This is a genomic window from Bradyrhizobium sp. 134 (assembly GCF_023074155.1).
Lineage (GTDB): Bacteria > Pseudomonadota > Alphaproteobacteria > Rhizobiales > Xanthobacteraceae > Bradyrhizobium.
Genome location: NZ_JADPKX010000086.1, coordinates 349,538 through 367,917 on the forward strand (window position 1 = coordinate 349,538; position 18,380 = coordinate 367,917).

18 protein-coding genes are annotated in these 18,380 nt (G+C 65.1%); 9 read left to right on the forward strand and 9 right to left on the reverse strand.

Going from position 1 to position 18,380, the window contains the following annotated elements:
• Positions 1-87: 87 nt before the first annotated feature.
• From IVA75_RS36500 to IVA75_RS36510, 3 genes are read right to left on the reverse strand one after another with little or no spacing between them, the layout of a single operon-like run.
• Positions 88-1,002 carry an SDR family oxidoreductase gene (locus IVA75_RS36500; RefSeq protein WP_247288650.1) on the reverse strand — a complete coding sequence of 305 codons (915 nt, stop codon included), beginning with the start codon at positions 1,000-1,002 and terminating at the stop codon, positions 88-90.
• Between the two features lie 5 nt (positions 1,003-1,007).
• On the reverse strand, positions 1,008-2,147 hold the full coding sequence (locus IVA75_RS36505) for a thiolase (protein WP_247288651.1): 1,140 nt from the start codon (positions 2,145-2,147) through the stop codon (positions 1,008-1,010).
• A gap of 4 nt (positions 2,148-2,151) precedes the next feature.
• Positions 2,152-2,565, reverse strand: a complete 414-nt coding sequence (locus tag IVA75_RS36510; RefSeq protein ID WP_247288652.1) for an OB-fold domain-containing protein — start codon at positions 2,563-2,565, stop codon at positions 2,152-2,154.
• Between the two features lie 173 nt (positions 2,566-2,738).
• Here IVA75_RS36510 and IVA75_RS36515 point away from each other — a divergent pair, with 173 nt between their 5' ends.
• From IVA75_RS36515 to IVA75_RS36535, 5 genes are all read left to right on the forward strand, one after another.
• Positions 2,739-4,088: an amidase gene (locus IVA75_RS36515; protein ID WP_247288653.1), complete on the forward strand. Its 1,350-nt coding sequence runs from the start codon at positions 2,739-2,741 to the stop codon at positions 4,086-4,088.
• The gene (locus IVA75_RS36520) at positions 4,081-4,767 is read left to right on the forward strand and encodes a DUF2848 domain-containing protein (protein ID WP_247288655.1); all 687 of its coding nucleotides are present in this window, start codon (positions 4,081-4,083) and stop codon (positions 4,765-4,767) included. Before IVA75_RS36515 ends, IVA75_RS36520 begins: the two co-directional genes overlap by 8 nt.
• Before the next feature lie 183 nt (positions 4,768-4,950).
• Entirely contained in the window at positions 4,951-5,697 is a 747-nt protein-coding gene (locus tag IVA75_RS36525) for a 2OG-Fe(II) oxygenase (RefSeq protein ID WP_027568977.1), read from the forward strand.
• A 9-nt stretch (positions 5,698-5,706) separates the two neighbouring features.
• A complete protein-coding gene (alkB, locus tag IVA75_RS36530; protein ID WP_247289098.1) occupies positions 5,707-6,360 on the forward strand; it encodes a DNA oxidative demethylase AlkB in 654 nt (217 codons plus the stop codon).
• A 54-nt stretch (positions 6,361-6,414) separates the two neighbouring features.
• Positions 6,415-7,656, forward strand: a complete 1,242-nt coding sequence (locus tag IVA75_RS36535; protein ID WP_027568979.1) for an MFS transporter — start codon at positions 6,415-6,417, stop codon at positions 7,654-7,656.
• Here the strand turns inward: IVA75_RS36535 and IVA75_RS36540 are convergent.
• The 6 genes from IVA75_RS36540 to hpaH all read right to left on the reverse strand — a co-directional run bounded on the left by IVA75_RS36540 (position 7,634) and on the right by hpaH (position 13,977).
• Positions 7,634-9,262, reverse strand: coding sequence for a thiamine pyrophosphate-dependent enzyme (locus tag IVA75_RS36540; protein ID WP_247288657.1), 1,629 nt, complete (start codon positions 9,260-9,262; stop codon positions 7,634-7,636). The genes IVA75_RS36535 and IVA75_RS36540 overlap by 23 nt on opposite strands.
• Before the next feature lie 25 nt (positions 9,263-9,287).
• Positions 9,288-10,157, reverse strand: a complete 870-nt coding sequence (locus IVA75_RS36545) for a fumarylacetoacetate hydrolase family protein (protein WP_247288658.1) — start codon at positions 10,155-10,157, stop codon at positions 9,288-9,290.
• A 3-nt stretch (positions 10,158-10,160) separates the two neighbouring features.
• On the reverse strand, positions 10,161-11,144 hold the full coding sequence (gene hpaD / locus IVA75_RS36550) for a 3,4-dihydroxyphenylacetate 2,3-dioxygenase (RefSeq protein ID WP_027568982.1): 984 nt from the start codon (positions 11,142-11,144) through the stop codon (positions 10,161-10,163).
• A 66-nt stretch (positions 11,145-11,210) separates the two neighbouring features.
• Complete coding sequence (hpaE, locus tag IVA75_RS36555; protein WP_247288660.1) at positions 11,211-12,749, reverse strand: 5-carboxymethyl-2-hydroxymuconate semialdehyde dehydrogenase; 1,539 nt, start codon at positions 12,747-12,749, stop codon at positions 11,211-11,213.
• Positions 12,742-13,140: a 5-carboxymethyl-2-hydroxymuconate Delta-isomerase gene (locus tag IVA75_RS36560; RefSeq protein ID WP_247288662.1), complete on the reverse strand. Its 399-nt coding sequence runs from the start codon at positions 13,138-13,140 to the stop codon at positions 12,742-12,744. The genes hpaE and IVA75_RS36560 overlap by 8 nt, the downstream gene beginning before the upstream one ends.
• A gap of 30 nt (positions 13,141-13,170) precedes the next feature.
• Positions 13,171-13,977, reverse strand: a complete 807-nt coding sequence (hpaH, locus tag IVA75_RS36565) for a 2-oxo-hept-4-ene-1,7-dioate hydratase (RefSeq protein ID WP_247288665.1) — start codon at positions 13,975-13,977, stop codon at positions 13,171-13,173.
• 110 nt (positions 13,978-14,087) lie between these two features.
• Between hpaH and hpaR the strand changes: the two genes are divergently transcribed.
• From hpaR to IVA75_RS36585, 4 genes are all read left to right on the forward strand, one after another.
• Positions 14,088-14,606 (forward strand): homoprotocatechuate degradation operon regulator HpaR, encoded by a 519-nt coding sequence (gene hpaR, locus IVA75_RS36570; protein ID WP_247288667.1) that lies wholly within the window; start codon positions 14,088-14,090, stop codon positions 14,604-14,606.
• Positions 14,607-14,724: 118 nt separating this feature from the next.
• Positions 14,725-15,810, forward strand: a complete 1,086-nt coding sequence (locus tag IVA75_RS36575) for a malate/lactate/ureidoglycolate dehydrogenase (protein WP_247288669.1) — start codon at positions 14,725-14,727, stop codon at positions 15,808-15,810.
• 142 nt (positions 15,811-15,952) lie between these two features.
• Positions 15,953-16,729 carry an aldolase/citrate lyase family protein gene (locus IVA75_RS36580; protein WP_018456947.1) on the forward strand — a complete coding sequence of 259 codons (777 nt, stop codon included), beginning with the start codon at positions 15,953-15,955 and terminating at the stop codon, positions 16,727-16,729.
• A gap of 93 nt (positions 16,730-16,822) precedes the next feature.
• Positions 16,823-18,346: an altronate dehydratase family protein gene (locus IVA75_RS36585; protein ID WP_247288672.1), complete on the forward strand. Its 1,524-nt coding sequence runs from the start codon at positions 16,823-16,825 to the stop codon at positions 18,344-18,346.
• The last annotated feature ends 34 nt before the right edge of the window (positions 18,347-18,380 follow it).

Here is an 18,380-nt window from a genome sequence, read left to right on the forward strand (position 1 = left end):
GAAAACTGTCCGCCTGCAATCGGGCGTAAAGCGGGCGATCCCCGGCTGGACAACCGGAGATCGCAATGCAGCAAAGGTGGAATTCGCTTACACGGGATCCCACGGGAAGATATCGGCGGAGCGGTCGAGCTTGTAGAACGATCCCTTCAGCGCGGGCATGCCGTGTTCCGCGATCGATTGCGGCGTCCAACCTTCGCTCCGGTGCACCGAGCGCAGCGGGCGGTTCTGGCTGAACAGGAACAGCTCGTTCATGCGCGCGCCGAAGATCTGCCCGGAGACATCCTTGGCGGCGTCGGAGAGCAGATAGGCGCAAACCGGCGCGATCTTCTCCGGTCCCATCTGCTTGATCTTCTCGACCCGTGCCTTCTCGGCTTCGGTCTCGGTCGGGATGGTGCCGATCATGCGGGTCCAGGCGAACGGCGAGACGCAGTTGGAACGGACGTTGAAGCGGCCCATGTCGAGCGCAATCGACTTCGACAAGCCAACGATGCCGAGCTTGGCGGCGGCGTAATTGGCTTGTCCAAAGTTGCCGATCAGGCCCGAGGTCGAGGTGAAGTGGACGAAGGAGCCGCTCTCCTGCTCGCGGAAGATCCGCGCCGCGGCGTGGCTGACGTAGAACGAGCCCATCAAATGCACCTTGATGACGGCCTCGAACGCTTCCACGCTCATCTTGTGGAAGATCATGTCGCGCAGGATGCCGGCATTGTTGACCACGCCGTCGAGCCGGCCGAAATGATCGGTCGCGGTCTTCACGATCTTGCTGGCGGGGATGGCTTCGGCCACCGACTCGAAATTGGCGACAGCGGTGCCGCCGCGCTTCTTGATCTCCTCGACCACCTCCTCGGCGGGCGCGGCGCTGGTGCCGGCGCCGTCAGCGGCGACGCCGGGATCGTTGACGACGACCTTGGCGCCTTCACCAGCGCAAAGCAGCGCGATCTCCCGCCCGATGCCGCGGCCTGCGCCGGTAACGATGATGACCTTGTCTTGCAGTGATTTGCTCATGTGGATTACCTCTCGTTCGTAAACACGATCGTGCCCGACGCGGCGAACATGCCGCCGACGCCGTGGCACACCGAAATCTTCGCGTTGGCGACCTGCGCCGGCGCAATGCCGCGCATCTGGCGGACGCTCTCCTGGAGCGCGTACATGCCGTACATGCCCGAATGCATGTAGCTCAATCCGCCGCCATTGGTGTTGAGCGGCAGCTTGCCGCCCGGGCGCGTGTTGCCGTCCGCGATGAACTTGCCGGTCTCCTCGTGCGGCATGAAGCCGAGATCGCCGAGGCCGAACAGCGGCAGATGCGCGAAGGCGTCGTAGATCATGAGATGATCGACGTCCTTGTGCGCGATGCCGGCCTCCCTGAACGCCAGCGGTCCCGCGGTCTTGAACGCGCGCGAGGAGTTGAACGTTTCCATCTGGCTGACCATCGGCGTCTCCACGCTCTCGCCGGTGCCCATGATGTAGACCGGCTTGCGCGGAAAATCCTTGGCGCGGTCGGCCGAGGTCAGGATCAGCGCGCCGCCGCCGTCGGTGACGAGGCAGCATTGCAGCAGGCGGAACGGATAGGCGATCATGCGCGAGTTGAGGACGTCTGCGACCGTGATCGGATCCTTCATCATCGCGCGCGGATTCTTCGCCGCCCATTCCCGCTGCACCACCGCGACCGAGGCGAGCTGCTCGTGCGTGATGCCATAGGTCTTCATGAAGCGCAGCACGGGGATCGGGAACATGCTGGGCGGGCCGTAGACGCCGAATGGCGCCTCGAACTGGCCTTGCAGGCTGTCGGCGGGGATCGAGCGCGGCGCCTTGCCGATCATCGACTTGCCGCTCTCGGCATGGGTGATCAGCACGGTCTTGCAGAGGCCGGCCTCGATCGCCGCGGCGGCATGGCGGACGTGCAGCATGAAGGAGCAGCCGCCGACCGAGGTACCGTCCACCCAGGTCGGCTTGATGCCGAGATAGTGGCAGACCTGCTGCGGTGTCTCGACGGCGGTGGCGAAGCCGTCGATGTCCGACAGCTTCAGGCCGGCATCGGCAATGGCATTGAGCGCCGCATCCGCGTGAAGCTGGAGCTGCGAGGCGTTGGGAATGACACCGAGCTCGGTGGTCTCGGCCGCGCCGACGACGGCAACCTGATTGCTGCGCATGGGCTTACCCCTTCGCCGGACGGAATACGGGGAGGGTGATCTTGTCATCGAGCGCCTCGAAGGCGACCTCGAGCTTCATGTCGAGCTCGAGCGCCTCCGGCATCTGCGGGCAGTCGATGATGTTGCTCATCATCCGCGGTCCCTCGGCAAGTTCAACCACGGCGATCGCGTAAGGCGGCGTGAAGCCGGGCGCGGCGGGACGATGGTTGATCACGTAGCTGTAGAGGAAGCCCTTGCCACTCGCCTTGAAGATGCTGACCTTGCGCGAGGCGCAGGACGGGCAGAACGGGCGCGGCGGAAAATAGACATGCGCGCAGGCGTCGCAGCGCTGCAGGCGCAACTCACCCGCCTTGGTACCGTCCCAGAAATGCTGGGTCTCGGGCGTCGGTTTCGGTCGCGCGCGCTGCGGTTCGGCCATCTCGGCAGGTCCTCCCAAGGCCAAGCTGAGCCCGGCTGTTGCGATCTTGATGCGACAATCGACCATGGCGCGTCAACGGTCCAGCAATGCGCATGCATGCCATCATGCGCACAATGCTTGTGTCGAAGTGAGGCAGCGCTATACATTGCGCGCAAATATTCCGTGAGACAGACATGCCCGATTTTCCGACAGTGACGAAGCTCGCCGAAGACCTCGAAAGCGGCCGCACCACCTCCCGCAAGCTGGTCGAGGCTTGCATCGCCAAAATCGCCGATCCGGCCGGCGAGGGGCAGCGTGCCTTCATCCATGTCGACAAGGATGCCGCGCTTGTGGCGGCCGATGCGATGGACGGTTTGCGCAAGGTGAAGGCGGCGCCGTCGCGCTACGCCGGTATCCCGGTCTCGATCAAGGATCTCTTCGACATCAAGGGCCAGGTGACGCGCGCCGGCTCCCGCGCGCTCGACGATTCCTCCCCGGCCGAACAGGATGCCCCCACGGTGGCGCGGCTGCGCAAGGCCGGCTTCGTCGTGATCGGGCGCACCAACATGACCGAGTTCGCCTATTCCGGCATCGGCATCAATCCGCATTACGGCACGCCAAAGGGCGTCTGGAACCGGGCCGAGGGCCACGTGCCCGGCGGGTCGTCCTCGGGCGCCGCGGTTTCCGTGCTCGACGGCATGGCGCATGGCGCGCTCGGCACCGACACCGGCGGCTCCTGCCGGATTCCGGCGGCCTATAACGGCATCGTCGGCTATAAGCCGACGCAGCGGCGCGTGCCGCTCGACGGGGCTGTGCCGCTGTCGTTCTCGCTCGACAGCATCGGGCCGCTGGCACGATCGGTCAGTTGCTGTGCCATTCTCGATGCCGTGCTGGCGAACGAGCCGATCGCCCCGCTGAAGCCCCGGCCCGTCAAGGGCATGCAGCTGGCGGTCCCGACCACGATCGCGCTCGACGACCTCGACGCGGCTGTGGCCGCGACGTTCGAGCGTGCACTCAAGAGCCTTGCCGATCATGGTGCGATCATCGAGCGCATCGAGATGGCCGAATTCCACGACATCGGACCGATGAACGCCAAGGGCGGCTTTGCGGCTTCCGAAAGCTATGCCTGGCATCGCTACCTCCTCACGTCCAAGGGCGACGTCTACGATCCCAGAGTCTCCGTGCGCATCATGCGTGGCGAGGCGCAGAGCGCGGCGGACTACATCGATCTTCTCCACGAGCGCCGCTCGCTGATCGCCCGCGTCAATGCGCGCATCGCGCCCTATGACGCGCTGGTGCTGCCGACCACCGCCAACACGCCGCCGAAAATTTCGGACCTTGCCGACGACAAGGCGTTCACAAGAGAAAACCTGCGGGCGCTCCGCAACTGCACCCTGATCAACATGATCGACGGCTGCGCCATCTCGCTGCCTGCGCATCGCGAGGGCGAGATTCCGGTCGGCCTGATGCTGGCGGGCGCGGGCGGATCGGACCGCCGTATCTTCGAGCTTGCTGCCGGCATGGAGGCCGTAATTCGTGTTTGACCTGACTTTCACCGTTGACGCCCAGGACACCACCACGCCGCTGACGCTGGCGATCGACCAGATGGTCATCGCCGGCTGGACCGGCCGCGATCCGGTCGCGCGCGACAAGCACATTGCCGAGCTGCAGGAGATGGGTATCGCCCCGCCGGCCTCGACGCCGATCTACTATCGCGCCTCGGCACGACGGCTGACGATGGAAGACAGCATCGAGTGCACCGGCGGCGATTCCTCTGGCGAGGTCGAGTTCGTGCTGATCGGCTGGCAGGGTCGCATTTTCGTCGGCTGCGGTTCCGACCACACCGACCGCAAGGTCGAGGCCTATAACGTCACGGTGTCCAAGCAGATGTGCGACAAGCCGATCGCATCCACGCTGTGGGAGCTCGAGGACGTCATCGGCCACTGGGACAGGATGATCCTGCGCTCCTGGGCCACGATCAAGGGCGAGCGCGTGCTCTATCAGGAGGGCACGCTCGATGCGATGCTGCCGGTCGCCGACCTGATCGCGCGTGGCTTCGAGAGAGGGAAATTTCCCGACGGCTGCGCCATGTTCGGCGGCACGTTTGCGGCGAAAGGCGGTATCCGCCCCGCCGACCGTTTCGATTTCGAGCTGGAAGACCCGGTGCTGAAGCGCACGATCAAGCACGGCTATGACGTGGTGACGCTGCCCGTGAGGGGCTAAGGTCTCTCCGCCGTCATTGCGAGCGGAACTCTCTCCGCCGTCATTGCGAGGAGCCCTTGCGACGAAGCAATCCAGGCTGGTTCCGCGGAGGGATTCTGGATTGCTTCGCTCCGCTCGCAATGACGGGGAGAGAGACGGAAATCGGGTGGTAGAGGACGGGGCGGTCTTGCGAAGGTCAGAGCCATGACAGCAACAGCACGCAAATCGCCTCATAAGTCAGCCACGGACCCCGCCGCCCGCGTCGATGCCCTCGACTGGCCCCAGATCACCGGCGAACTCGACACCCAGGGCTGCGCGCTCCTGAAAGGCCTGCTCACGCCGGACCAGTGCCGCGCCGTCGCCGCGCTCTATCCCCACGACGCCAACTTCCGCAGCCGCATCGTCATGGGCCGCCATGGCTTCGGTCGCGGCGAGTACAAATATTTCTCCTACCCGCTGCCTGACCTGATCGCGCAGTTGCGCCCGACGCTCTACGCGCATCTCCAGGGCGTCGCCAACCGCTGGAACGAGGCTATGGGGATCGACATCCGCTACCCGGCCGAACACGCGGCGTTCCTGAAGCGGTGCCACGAGGCAGGCCAAGCGCGACCGACGCCGCTGCTGCTGCAATACGAGGCCGGCGATTTCAACTGTCTGCATCAGGACCTCTATGGCGAGCACGTGTTCCCGTTGCAGGTCGCGATCCTCTTGTCGGAGCCCGGCCGCGATTTCACCGGCGGCGAGTTCGTGCTGACCGAGCAGCGCCCGCGCATGCAGTCCCGCGCCGAAGTGGTTCCGCTCGCGCAGGGCGACGCCGTGGCCTTCGCTGTGCATCACCGCCCGGTGCAGGGGACACGCGGCACCTACCGCGTTAATCTCCGCCATGGCGTCAGCCGGGTCAGGTCCGGTCAGCGCCACACACTAGGTGTGATCTTTCACGATGCGAAATAAACGCTGCCACTGATGGCGGATTTGTTCGATAGCGTTGCCGAAGCCCAGCCGTCGCGCGAGGAGATCGCCGACGGCGCCGTTCTGCTGCGCGGCTTCGTCCAGCCGATCGAGAGCGAGTTGATCGAAGCGGTGCGCGCCATCGTGGCGCAGTCGCCGTTCCGCCGCATGACCACGCCCGGCGGGCATCTGATGTCGGTCGCCATGACCAATTGCGGCGAGCGCGGCTGGATCACCGATCATACCGGCTATCGCTATGATCCCATCGACCCGCGGACCGGGGCGCCGTGGCCGGCGATGCCGCCGGTGCTCCGCGATCTGGCGTTGCGCGCCGCGGAGCAGGGCGGCTTTGCCGGCTTCGCGCCCGACGCGTGCCTCGTCAACCGCTACGAGCCCGGCACGCGGCTGTCATTGCATCAGGACAAGGACGAGCTGGATTATTCAGCGCCGATCGTCTCGGTCTCGCTCGGGCTGCCTGCGACGTTCCTGTTCGGCGGCCTGGCACGCAGCGACAAGCCGCGCCGCTTCCGCTTGGTCCATGGCGATGTCGTGGTCTGGGGCGGGCCGTCACGGCTCGCCTATCACGGCGTCGCGCCGCTGGCCGACGGTGAACATGCGTTGCTGGGGCGGAAGCGGATCAATTTGACGTTCCGAAAGGTCCGCTGACGCGTTTCCTCGCAGCCGCCGCTCGTCTAAGCTTCCGGCGGGGGAGACGGCGATATGGCGACCACACAGCTCTCGGCCGGCACTGGCGCGGCCAACCGTACCGGCTTGTATCTGGCCGTGCTGCAACTGGCGTTCACGCTTGGCTGGACCACCTACGTCATCTATCTGCCAAAGCTCGCGGCTGAGGTCGGCGTCGCGCCATCAGCCGTCATCCTCATCCTGATGCTGGACCAGGCGATCTTCACCATCGCCGACACCGCGATGGGGATCGCCGCCGACAAGATCGCTCCCCATCTCGGCAGGCTAGGCCTGTTCGTCGGGCTCGTGGCCGCGATCTCCTGCGGCGCGTTCGTCGCGCTGCCCTTCGTCGCAGGACGCGGGGTGGCCGCGCAGGGGTGGTTCATTGCCCTGATCGTGGTCTGGTCGATCACCTCGTCCGCGCTGCGCGCGCCGCCGCTGACCCTGCTCGGCAAATACCGCGCCCGGCCGCAGGTGCCGTTCCTCGCCGCGCTCGCGATGCTCGGCTATGGCGTCGCCGGCGCAGTCTCGCCCTATCTCGGCGTGGTGCTGCGCGAGCACGATGCGCGGCTGCCCTTCGTGATATCGAGCGCAGTGTTGCTGTTGACCGCGCTCGGACTGTCACGGATCGAGCACGAGGTGGCCCGCGACACCGCGCCGCCGACACCGCCCGAAGCGGCAAAGCCGCTTGGCCTCGTGCCGATCGCCTTCATCGTCGCGATGGTGGCGCTCGCGCTCGGTTATCAGTTGCACTTCGCTCTGAACAGCGCGCCGTTCTACCTGCGCTTTGCCAAGCCGGATGAGCTGCAATGGCTGATGCCGGTGTTCTGGATCGGTTTCAACATTGCCATGTTTCCGGCAAGCCTCGTCGCCAAGCACCGTGGCGGCGTGATCGTGATGGGCGCGGCCGGACTGCTTGGAGCGGTCGCGATTGCTGCGGCCGAATTCGCCGGCAGCCTCAACACGCTGATCGTCGCGCAGTTTCTCGCCGGAGCAGCGTGGGGCTGCATGCTGATGAGCGCGATCTCGGCTGCGTTGGCCATCGGCTCGACCGGCGCGGAGGGAAAGGTGACCGGCCTCGTCTTCTCGGCGCTGGCACTCGGGACCTTGGCACGAATGGCGGCGGTCGCCGGCGGCTTGCAGAAAGTGCCTGACTACGCGCCGCTGCTGCACTGGGCCCCGGTCGCCTGCTGGGCGGTCGCAGGCGCGGGCCTGCTGGTGATCGCGGCGGCGCGGCTACAGGGCGGCGTTCACCTCAAGGCTTCGGCGGGTGGATGAACGCCCAAGGGCTCACTTCCGAATCCCTGGTCACTTCGATCGAGATCAGATACGGCCCGCCATGGGCGAGCGCCTTCTCCATCGCCGCCTTGAACTGGTCCGGCGCAGTGACGCGCGCTGATGCGACGCCAAAGGACTCCGCCAGCTTGACGAAATCCGGGTTGACCAGATCCGACGCCACCACGCGGCCGTCGAAGCGCTCGCGCTGGTCGCGGCGGACATTGCCGTAGGCGTTGTTGTTGAACACCAGCGTCACCACGCCGATGTTGAACTGCACGGCGGTGGCAAGCTCCTGCACGCCGAACATGAAGCCGCCGTCGCCGGTGATCGCCACCACCGGCTTGTCGGGATTGGCGACCTTGGCGCCGAGCGCGGTCGGGAAGCCCGAGCCGAGTGTGCCCTGATAGCCTGATGTGATGAAGGTGCGCGGCTCGTAGATCGGAAAACCGTACCAGGAGGCGAAACCGAACTGCGACAATTCATCTGTCACGATCGCGTTCGCCGGCAGCACCTCGCGCAGGATGTTGAGATATGCCATCTGCGGCTGGATGCGCTGGATCTCGGCTTGCGCCGTCGCAGCAGCCTCGCGGATCTCTCCCCGCCGGCCGCTGGTCCTGGCAAAGCCGGCCTTCTTCACGGCTGTGACGAGATCGGCCGCGCCGGCCTTGGCGTCGGCGACGATAGCGACATCGGAGGCGAGCCGACGCATCTCGGCCGGATCGATATCGACACGAATGGATTTCAGCCCCTTCGGCTGATACGGCCAACGAAAGCCCGATGCCGGCAGTTCGGCGCGCGTGCCGATTGCGATCATCAAATCGGTTGTCGGCCACAGCTTGTAAGCTGCCGCCATGGTCAGCCCAAGCTCATGCGCGTTGGAGACGATGCCGCGGCCGCTGCGGAAGGCGACGACAGGCGCGTCGATCATCTCGGCGAGTTCGAGAATCTCCTCGCGCGCCTCGATCGCGCCGCTGCCGACGAAGATCATCGGCGCCTTGCTGTTCTTGATCAGCGCGGCCGCCTGCTTGATCATATCAGGGTCGGGCTGCGGCGCGGGCAGCGGCTCCAGCACTTGCGCAGCCGCGGTGTCGGCGCGCTGGGTGAAGACGTCCCAGGGCATCTCGATCGAAGCGGGGCCACGCCGTCCGGACGTCATCTCCTGGAAGGCGCGCGCGACGGTGGTCGGCGCGTTGCCGGGATATTCGATCCGATCCGCCCATTTCACATAGGTGCGCAAGGTCGCGAGCTGGTCCGGCATCTCGTGCAGATGGCCGCGGCCCTTGCCCAGAAACTGCGTCGGCACCTGACCGGTGACGCACAGCACCGGCTCGTTGCAGCCGAAGGCGGTGAGCAGCGCGGCGCTGGCGTTGAGCACGCCGGGGCCGGGCACCACGCTGAACACGCCGGGCCTGCCGCTGGAGCGCGCATAGCCGAACGCCATGTAGCCGCAAGCCTGCTCGTGCCGCGCGCCGATCACCTTGAGCTGGGCCTGGTGGAACGCGTCGAACAGGCCGTAGACCTGGGCGCCGGGCAGGCCGAACACGGTGTCGACGCCGTGGGCGACAAGGCCGCTTACGATGGCTTCGCCGCCGGTGAGGGTGGTCATGGCATTATTCCATTTCGATTATTGTTCAGGCTTCGTCGACGACGCCGTTGCGTAAAGATCCGATGCCCTCGGCCGCGACTTCGATAACATCGCCGGGCTTCAGATAACGCGGCGGGTCGAACCGCGCACCGGCGCCGGTTGGCGTGCCCGTGACGATGATATCGCCGGGAACGAGCGTTGCGAAGGTCGAGATATAGCTGATGAGATAGCGGAACGGAAACATCAGCCGGCTGGTGCGGTCGTCCTGCCGCAGCTCTCCGTTGACGTGCGTGGTGAGGCGGATGTCGGCGACCTGCGATTCCTGTGCGTAGGGCACCAGCCACGGGCCGAGGCTGCCGCTGGAATCGAAGTTCTTGCCCTGCGTGACGTTGAACTTGGCATGGCGCAGCCAGTCGCGCACCGAACCTTCGTTGCAGAGCGTCAGCGCGGCGATGTGATCGAGCGCCGAACTTTCCGGGATGTGCCGACCGGCCTTGCCGATCACCAGCACGATCTCTCCCTCATAGTCGAGCTGCGCGGAGGCGCGCGGGCGCACTAGCGGTGTGTCGTGGCCGACGAAGGAGCGCGGCGAGCGCATGAACATGCTCGGATATTTCGGCGCGTCTTGGCCGTCCTTGTACTCGGCATTGCGGTCGGGATAGTTGACGCCGATGCAGATGATCTTTTCCGGCGCGGGCACCGGCGGCAGCCAGATGATGTCACCGAGCGCGTGATCGGGCGTGCGGCCGGCGGCCTCTTCCGCGAAGCTCGCGAGCTTTCCTGCCGCGATCACCTCGCGCAGCGTCGGATAGTCCTTTGCGTGGCGCGCGGAGAGATCGACAATGCCGCCGTCCACGACGGCGCCGTACTTCGTTGCACCCTTGACGGAATAGGTGGCGATGCGAGGGAGGGTCATCGCTTAATCCGCCACCAGCACGTCGGCCACGAAGTTCGGCTCACGCACGGCTTGGCCAGCGAACGGCGAGCCCTGCTCGAACCAGGAGCGCGGGGCGGGCGCGCCCCACAATGTCTGGCGGCGCGGATCTCGCAATGACCAGCGCAGCGGCTCGTGGTCGTGATCGCCGGTGAAATAGTCGCTGGTGTAGAGCTCGAGCCGGTGTCCATCGGGGTCGCGGACGTAGAGGAAGAACGCATTCGAGATGCCGTGGCGGCCGGGGCCACGCTCGATGTTCTTGACGAAGCCCTGCGAGGCCATGACGTCGCAGAGATGGATGATGTTCATCGCCGTCGGCGTCCAGTACGCGAAGTGGTGCAGCCGCGGGCCCTTGCCGTTGGTGATGGCAAAATCGTGGACATTGCCCTTGCGATGCATCCAGGCCGCGGCGATGCGCCCGTTCGGTCCGTCCTCCTCGGCGTATTCGGTGAGGCGAAAGCCGAGCCGGGCATAGAATTCGACGGTGTCCTGCACTTCGGCGGCGAACACGTTGAAATGGTCGAGCCGCTGCGGATGGCAGCCCCTGTAGAGATCGTAGCGGCGCAGCAGGTGCGGCCGCCGGTCCATCGACGCATACAGCTCGATCTGGAAGCCGAAGGGGTCGGTGAACTGCAGCGTGCGGCCCTGGAAGGGCTGATCGACGAAGGCGTAGCCAAGGCCGTTCTCGGACAGGAACTTCGCGGCCTTGTCCAGATCCCCGTCGTTGCCAACTTTGAAACCGAGCCGGTTGCAGGCAGGCGCCGCCGCCTTGCGCAACACCAGCGAGTGATGCTGGTGCTCCTCGGCGGCGCGCAAGTAGACGACCTTGTCGTCGGCGTCCTCCACATGCAGGCCGACAACGCTTTCATAGAACTCGCGGCTGAGCTTCAGGTCGGTGACGTCCAGCACGGCGTGGCTGGAGCGGATGATGTTGAACGGCGGCTCGAAGATATGTTGCGGTACGGGCATTGCGTTTCCCCTCTCTAGACCCCGCCATTCCCCGTCCGCGCTCCGCGCGCCGAGGAACCGCGGGCGTTAGATTCCCAACTTCTGAATCTTGTGCGTGCCCCGCGCCAGCGAGACGTGCTTGGTTTCCATGTAGAAATCGAACGAGTAATCGCCGCCGTCGCGGCCGATGCCGGAGGCCTTCATGCCGCCAAACGGCGTTGGCAGATGCCGGACGTTTTCCGAGTTCAGCCAGATCATGCCGGCTTCCAGCGCATCCGCGACACGCAATGCGCGGCCAAGGTCGTTGGTCCAGACATAGCCGGTCAGGCCATAGCGGATGTCGTTGGCGATCTCGACGGCGTCGGCTTCGTCCTTGAAGGGCAGCACGGTCAGGAAGGGGCCGAACACCTCTTCCTGCGCCACGCGCATCTTGCCATGCGCGCCGGTCACCAAGGTCGGCTCGACATAATGTCCGCCGCCCGGGCCGTCATAGGCCTTGCCGCCGACGGCAATCGTCGCGCCGTCCTGGCGTGCGACGTCGAAATACGAGCACACCTTTGCCAGATGACGCTCGTGGATCAGTGGCCCGATCTCGGTTACCGGATCGAGGGGATGGCCGACCTTCAGGGCTTTTACGCGCGCCGTGAGTTTCTCGGTGAACTTCTCGGCGATGCCGGCCTGGATCAGCAGGCGGCTCGACGACGTGCAGCGCTCGCCGTTGAGCGAGTAGATCATGAACACGACCGCATCGAGCGCGCGGTCGAGATCGGCGTCGTCGAACACGATCACCGGGTTCTTGCCGCCGAGCTCGAAATGCACGCGCTTCAGCGTGGGCGCGCCCTGAACCATGATCGCGGATCCCGTCGAGCTTTCGCCGACGAAGCCGATCGCCTTGATGGCGGGATGCTCGGTCAGCGCCTTGCCGGCCTCTTCCCCGAAACCGTGCACGGTGTTGAGCACGCCATCGGGCACGCCGGCTTCCTTGACGAGCTTTGCCAGAATGGCCGCCGTGATCGGCGACCATTCCGCCGGCTTGTGCACGACGGTGCAGCCGGCGGCGAGGGCAGGGGCGATCTTCCAGGTCGAGAGCATGAACGGTGTATTCCACGGCGTGATCACGCCGACCGGGCCGATCGGCACGCGCGTCGAGACGTTCCAATGCTCGTCGCTCGGCGTGTTCTGGCCGTCGCGCGCCTCGCCGCATCGATCGGCAAAGAAGCGGAAATTTTCGGCGGCGCGGATCGCGGCCTTGGCCATGAAGCGATAGGCCTGGCCGGTGTCGATGCATTCGAGCACCGCGATGTCTTCGGCATTGTCCTCGATGGCGTCGGCCACGCGATGCAGCAGCTTCTTCCGCATCGCCGGTGCCATGTCACGCCAGGACTTGAAGGCGAGGGCGGCAGCGGTGGCGGCGCGATCGACATCCTCGGCATTGCCGCGGGCGACGCTTGCGAGTATCGCGCCGTCGACCGGCGATTTCGTCTCGAACGTCTCGCCTGAGATTGACGGCACGATCTTGCCGTCGATCATGTGCCCGATACCGTCGGCACGCAGCGTCTTCAGCAGCGGTGCAACGCGGTCTCGGTTGGCCTGGAACACATCGGTTTTCGGCGTGGGCTTATCCATGGGCGGCCTCCGCTTTCAGGGCGTCGTGGATGTTGTTGCGCTTCCAGCTCGTGTCCTTGTCGTTGATCTGCATGTCGAACGAGAGGGCGAATTTCGAGCTTGCGAAGACGGGATCGAGATGCCGGGAGAGCGCCTGGAAGACATGCTCGCCGGCCGTCTTGCGGGTTGGCAGATCGCGGCCTTCGCCGATGCGCAGCACCATGTCGAGAAAGCCGTAGTCTTGCCGCGCGTCGGCGATGGCATAATGCTCGCATTTGACGGCGCGGACGCGGATGCCGCCGAGCGGGAAGATGCCGGTCTCGACCGCCGCCTTGCGCACCACCTCACACACCGCGCCGATGTCGAGGCGGTCGTCGAGATTGGCCGAATATTCGATCGTGAAATGCGGCATCGCGGTTTCACTCCCTGTTTTCTTGTTCGTCTAAGCGAAGTAGCAGCTCACCGAGCCGTAGGCGCCATAATCGGCCTGGATTGTGTCGCCCTTGCGGGTCTCGATCGGACGGATGAAAGAGCCGGCGAGCACGATTTGTCCGGGCTCGAGCGCAAGGCCGAGCGGTGCGATCTTGTTGGCGAGCCAGGCAACGGCCGTGGCGGGATGATTGAGCACGCCGGCGGCAAGGCCGGTCTCTTCGAGCTGGCCGTTCTTGAAACACAACGCACCGATCCAGCGCAGATCGGCGTCAAGCGGGCGGATCGGCCGTCCGCCGAGCACGATGCCGGCATTCGCCGCGTTATCGGCGATGGTGTCGAAGATCTTTCGCGTCGCCTTGGTCTGGGGATCGACGCGCTCGATCCGCGTGTCCAGAATCTCCAGCGCCGGCACCACGAAGTCGGTGGCGTTGAGCACGTCGAATAGCGTGCAGTTGGGGCCCGCGAGGCGCTTGCTCATGACGAAGGCGAGCTCGGCTTCGACGCGCGTCGCGATGAAGCGCTTCGTCGGGACCAGGCCACCATCGGCAAAGAACATGTCGTCGAGCAACACGCCGGAATCCGGCTCGTTGATGCCGAGCGCGCTCTGCATCGCCTTCGAGGTCAGGCCGATCTTGTGTCCCCTGACGATGCGCCCCTCGGCAATCTTGACGTCGACCCAGGCCTTCTGAATCGCGTAGGCGTCAGCGATGCTGATGTCGGGAAAGTCGTGCGAGAGCTGCCGGATCTGTGTACGGGTCTTTTCCGCCTGGTGCAGACGGTTCGCGCAAGCTCGGATATCGTCGTTGGAAAGCGCCATTTGTGATCTTACAAATCGTGGTGCGGGAAGATACTTAACATGTTAAGTGAATGCGTCAATCGCAAATTGGCTTGCTGCACTGCAAACGTTTCGCGGCTTGAAGGGGCGTCATGGTGAAGAGACCGGCTGATCCTGCGAACGGAAGCGAGCCCGCCGTCCGGCAGGTGCCGATGCGCGACTTCTCGCGCTCGCTACCGATGTCGCTTCTGCGGGCGCGCGAAGCGGTGATGCGGCAATTCCGTCCCTCGCTGCGTGAGCATGGCCTGACAGAGCAGCAATGGCGCATTCTGCGCGCGCTCGCGGCGATCGATACGGTCGAGGTCACGGAACTGGCGCGCACCGCGTTCCTGCTCGGACCAAGCCTGTCGCGCATCCTGCGTGATCTGGAGGCGCGCAATTTGATCGAGCGCAAGACGGCGAAGGCGGACCAGCGCCGCAGCATGGTCTCGATCTCGGAAAAGGGCGTGAAGCTGATGGCCTCCGTGGCGCCGTCCTCCGAAGCGATCTATGCGGAGATCACGCGACGCTTTGGCGCACGCAAGCTCGTCGAGTTGCAGGAGATGCTCGGCGAGCTCGAACAAAGTCTCGCAGGGCTCGGCGCGGGCGAGGAGGCAAGTGCCGAGGAGTGAAAGCAGATATGCGCAAGCGCGCGTCAACAATCATGGACATCGCCGCAGTTTTTCGCTCAAGTGCCGCTCAAGCCGATCACTGCAAAATCGGCGCCGAGGTAGAGGCAAACAGACCCTCATGGTCACCATCCAGGTTCAGAAGCTGATCGACTTCGTCACCGAGGTCTTCGCGCATGCGCAGTCGTCGCCCGACGAAGCCCGGCGCATCGCCACCTACCTGACCACGGCGAATCTGACCGGCCATGACAGCCACGGCGTGATCCGCGTCCCCGTCTATATTCGCTGGCAGAAGTCCGGCGCGGTCGTGCCCAACCAGAACGCCGAATTGGTGCTCGACACGCCTTCGCTCGCGGTGATCGACGGCAAGTTCGGCTACGGCCAGACCGTGACGCCGCAAGCGGTCCGGATCGGCATCGAGAAGTGCAGGAAGGCGGGACTTGCCGCAGTCGCGCTACGCAATGCGGGCCATATCGGCCGCGTCGGCGATTGGGCCGAGATGGCCGCCGCAGAAGGGCTGATCTCGGTGCATTTCGTCAATGCCGCGGGCTCGCTGCTGGTGGCGCCGTTCGGCGGCGTCGAGAAACGGCTCTCCACCGCGCCCTATTGCGTCGGCATTCCGCGCGAGGGCCAAGACCCGATCGTGCTGGACTTCGCAACCTCGGTCGTGGCCGAGGGCAAGGTGCTGGTCGCGAGCCGCGGCGGCAAGAAGCTGCCGAAGGGCGCGCTGGTCGATGCCGACGGCAGACTGAGCGAGGAGCCGGCCGTGCTCTACGGCCCCTACACGCCGGACGGGCCGCGCGACCACACCAAGGGAACGGGCGCGATCCGAGCGTTCGGCGAGCACAAGGGCTCGGGCCTTGCCTTCATGTGCGAGCTGCTCGGCGGGGCGTTGACCGGAACCGGGGCCACGTCCGGCGGTCGGCGCTTCGCCAACGGCATGCTGGCCTTCTACATCGATCCGAAAGTGGTCGATACCTCCCATGTCTTCGACGCAGAGGTGTCGCGCTATGCGGACTTCATCCGTGCCACCAAGCCGGTGGCCGGGGTCGATCAGGTGCTGATTCCCGGCGATCCCGAGCGGAAAACCAGGGCTGAGCGGAGCCAGAACGGCGTCCCCTTGCCGGATGACACCTGGGCGGCAATAGTGAATACGGCCCGCGAGGTCGGCGTCAGCGAAGTGAGCATCCAGAGGGCGACCGCATAGGTCTTGCGTCATTGCGAGCGTAGCGCGGCGCGCCAGTTCGCGGTAACAGCGGGGCTGTGCTGTCGCGACGCTCGTCATGGTGACGAAGGTCCAAATAACGACGACTTAAACAATAACGGTCCAAAACAAGAAGGAAGGCAACGTGGCGAACAAGGTCAAGGAAATCTGGAAGTCGGGCAAGGCCGTGGTCAACGCGTGGCTCGCGATTCCCTCCGGCTTCTCGGCCGAGATGATCGCGCAGTGCGGCTTCGACAGCGTCACCGTCGATATGCAGCACGGCGTGCAGGATTATCTGTCGATGGTGCAGTGCTTCCAGGCGATGGACAAGCATCCGATCACGCCGATGGTCCGCGTGCCCTGGAACGAGCCCGGCATCATCGGCAAGGTGCTCGATGGCGGTGCCTATGGCGTGATCTGCCCGATGGTCAACACCCCGCAGGAAGCCAGGAACCTCGTTTCCTATGCCAAGTACCCGCCAAAGGGCGTCCGCTCCAACGGCCCGATCCGCGCCGGCATGTACGGCACCGCGGGCTCCTACCAGAAGACGGCCAACGACGACATCGTGCTGCTGCCGATGATGGAGACCAAAACCGCGGTCGAGAACATGGAAGCGATCTTCGACGTCGAAGGCATCGACGGCGTCTATATCGGCCCGTCCGACCTCGGCTTCTCCTACGGCCTCGAACCGAAGCTCGATCGCACCGAGCCCGAAATCCTGGCGATCTACGAGAAGATCATCAAGGAGTGCGGCAAGCGCGGCCTCAACCCGGGTATCCATTGCAGCGGCGCCGAAGGTGCCGCGCGCGCCATCAACATGGGCTTCAAGCTGGTGACGCTCTCGAACGAGGTCGGCCTGATGACGACCTACGCCAAGATGCAGGTCAATGCCACGCGGAAGGATTCCGGCGGCAAGGCCTGAGAACTCGCGAATGGCGAATGGGGAGTAGCGAATGAGCTGCTCCCTTTTTCCATTCGCCACTCGCTACTCACTATTCGCCCTAAGGAGACTCCCATGACCATCAGCCCCGTCATTCGCCTGCATCCCGATGATGGCGTGCTGATCGCGCGCGCGAGTTTGCCGCCGGGAACGGTAGTCGCCGACGGCGTGACCACGGTCGAGCGCATTCCTTCCGGCCACAAGGTCGCGATCAAGCCGATCGCAGTCGGGGAGCCGGTGATCCGCTATGGCCAGATCATCGGCTTCGCGACCACACCGATCGCGCCGGGCCAGCACGTGCACGTGCAGAACTGCGGCATGGGCGATTTCGCCAAGGACTATGCTTATTGCGCCGACGTCAAGCCGACGCCGAATTTCGAGCTGCCGGCAAGCTTCGAAGGCATCCGCCGCCCGGACGGCCGCGTCGCCACGCGCAACTATATCGGCATCCTCACCTCGGTGAATTGCAGCGCGCATGTCGCAAGCCTCGTCGCCGACGTCTTCAAGAAGAATCCGTTCACCGGCGACAATCCACTGGCCGACTTCCCCAATGTCGACGGCGTGGTTGCGCTGACCCACAAGACCGGCTGCGGCATGACGCAGAACGAGCCCTTGGCGCTGCTCCGCCGCACGCTCGGTGGCTATGCGCGGCACGTGAACTTCTCCCACGTCATCGTGCTCGGCCTCGGCTGCGAGGTGAACCAGATCGGCGGCTTGATGGAGGAGCAGAAGCTCGCGGGACGTCTGCGTGCGATGGACATCCAGGAGGTCGGCGGCACCCGCAAGACGGTGGAAGCCGGCATCGCCTTCGTGCGCGAGGCACTCGCGGAGTCCAACAAGGTCAGGCGCGAGTCCGTTCCGGTCAGCGAATTGACCGTGGCGCTGCAATGCGGCGGCTCGGATGGCTATTCCGGCGTTTCCGCCAATCCGGCGCTGGGTGCGGCCAGCGATCTCATCGTACGTCACGGCGGCACCGTGATCCTGTCGGAGACGCCGGAGACTTATGGCGCCGAGCATCTGCTCACGCGCCGCGCCGTCAGCCGCGAAGTCGGCGAGAAGCTGGTCGATCTCATGCGCTGGTGGGACGAATACACGACGCGCGAAGGCGCCGAGATGAACGCCAATCCGAGCCCGGGCAACAAGGCCGGCGGTCTCACCACCATTTTGGAGAAGTCGCTCGGCGCGATGGCGAAGGCCGGCACCACCAATCTCGTCGAGGTGCTGCGCTACGCCGAACCCATCACCAAGAAGGGTTTCGTCTTCATGGACACGCCTGGCTACGATCCCGTTGCCGCGACCGGGCAGGTCGCCGGCGGCGCCAATCTGGTCTGCTTCACCACGGGCCGCGGCAGCGTGTTCGGCTGCAAGCCGGCGCCCTCGATCAAGCTCGCCACCAACACGCCCATGTACAAGCGCATGGAAGAGGACATGGACGTCAATTGCGGCACCATCCTCGAAGGCGAGGAGAGCGTCCAGCAGTGCGGCCAGCGCATTTTCGATCTCATCCTCAAGACCGCGTCCGGACAGCCGACCAAGAGCGAGAGTTTTGATTTCGGCGGCGCCGAGTTCGCGCCCTGGGTGCTGGGCGCGACGATGTAATTCCTCGTTGCGCGTCGGCGGTAACAACACGCTG

What these genes read in the sequence shown, in the direction of transcription:
- IVA75_RS36500 (WP_247288650.1), bottom strand. Translation starts at nt 1,002, where the DNA reads ATGAGCAAATCACTGCAAGACAAGGTCATCATCGTTACCGGCGCAGGC.
- IVA75_RS36505 (WP_247288651.1), bottom strand. Translation starts at nt 2,147, where the DNA reads ATGCGCAGCAATCAGGTTGCCGTCGTCGGCGCGGCCGAGACCACCGAG.
- IVA75_RS36510 (WP_247288652.1), bottom strand. Translation starts at nt 2,565, where the DNA reads ATGGCCGAACCGCAGCGCGCGCGACCGAAACCGACGCCCGAGACCCAG.
- IVA75_RS36515 (WP_247288653.1), top strand. Translation starts at nt 2,739, where the DNA reads ATGCCCGATTTTCCGACAGTGACGAAGCTCGCCGAAGACCTCGAAAGC.
- IVA75_RS36525 (WP_027568977.1), top strand. Translation starts at nt 4,951, where the DNA reads ATGACAGCAACAGCACGCAAATCGCCTCATAAGTCAGCCACGGACCCC.
- IVA75_RS36535 (WP_027568979.1), top strand. Translation starts at nt 6,415, where the DNA reads ATGGCGACCACACAGCTCTCGGCCGGCACTGGCGCGGCCAACCGTACC.
- IVA75_RS36540 (WP_247288657.1), bottom strand. Translation starts at nt 9,262, where the DNA reads ATGACCACCCTCACCGGCGGCGAAGCCATCGTAAGCGGCCTTGTCGCC.
- IVA75_RS36545 (WP_247288658.1), bottom strand. Translation starts at nt 10,157, where the DNA reads ATGACCCTCCCTCGCATCGCCACCTATTCCGTCAAGGGTGCAACGAAG.
- hpaD (WP_027568982.1), bottom strand. Translation starts at nt 11,144, where the DNA reads ATGCCCGTACCGCAACATATCTTCGAGCCGCCGTTCAACATCATCCGC.
- hpaE (WP_247288660.1), bottom strand. Translation starts at nt 12,749, where the DNA reads ATGGATAAGCCCACGCCGAAAACCGATGTGTTCCAGGCCAACCGAGAC.
- IVA75_RS36560 (WP_247288662.1), bottom strand. Translation starts at nt 13,140, where the DNA reads ATGCCGCATTTCACGATCGAATATTCGGCCAATCTCGACGACCGCCTC.
- hpaH (WP_247288665.1), bottom strand. Translation starts at nt 13,977, where the DNA reads ATGGCGCTTTCCAACGACGATATCCGAGCTTGCGCGAACCGTCTGCAC.
- hpaR (WP_247288667.1), top strand. Translation starts at nt 14,088, where the DNA reads ATGGTGAAGAGACCGGCTGATCCTGCGAACGGAAGCGAGCCCGCCGTC.
- IVA75_RS36575 (WP_247288669.1), top strand. Translation starts at nt 14,725, where the DNA reads ATGGTCACCATCCAGGTTCAGAAGCTGATCGACTTCGTCACCGAGGTC.
- IVA75_RS36585 (WP_247288672.1), top strand. Translation starts at nt 16,823, where the DNA reads ATGACCATCAGCCCCGTCATTCGCCTGCATCCCGATGATGGCGTGCTG.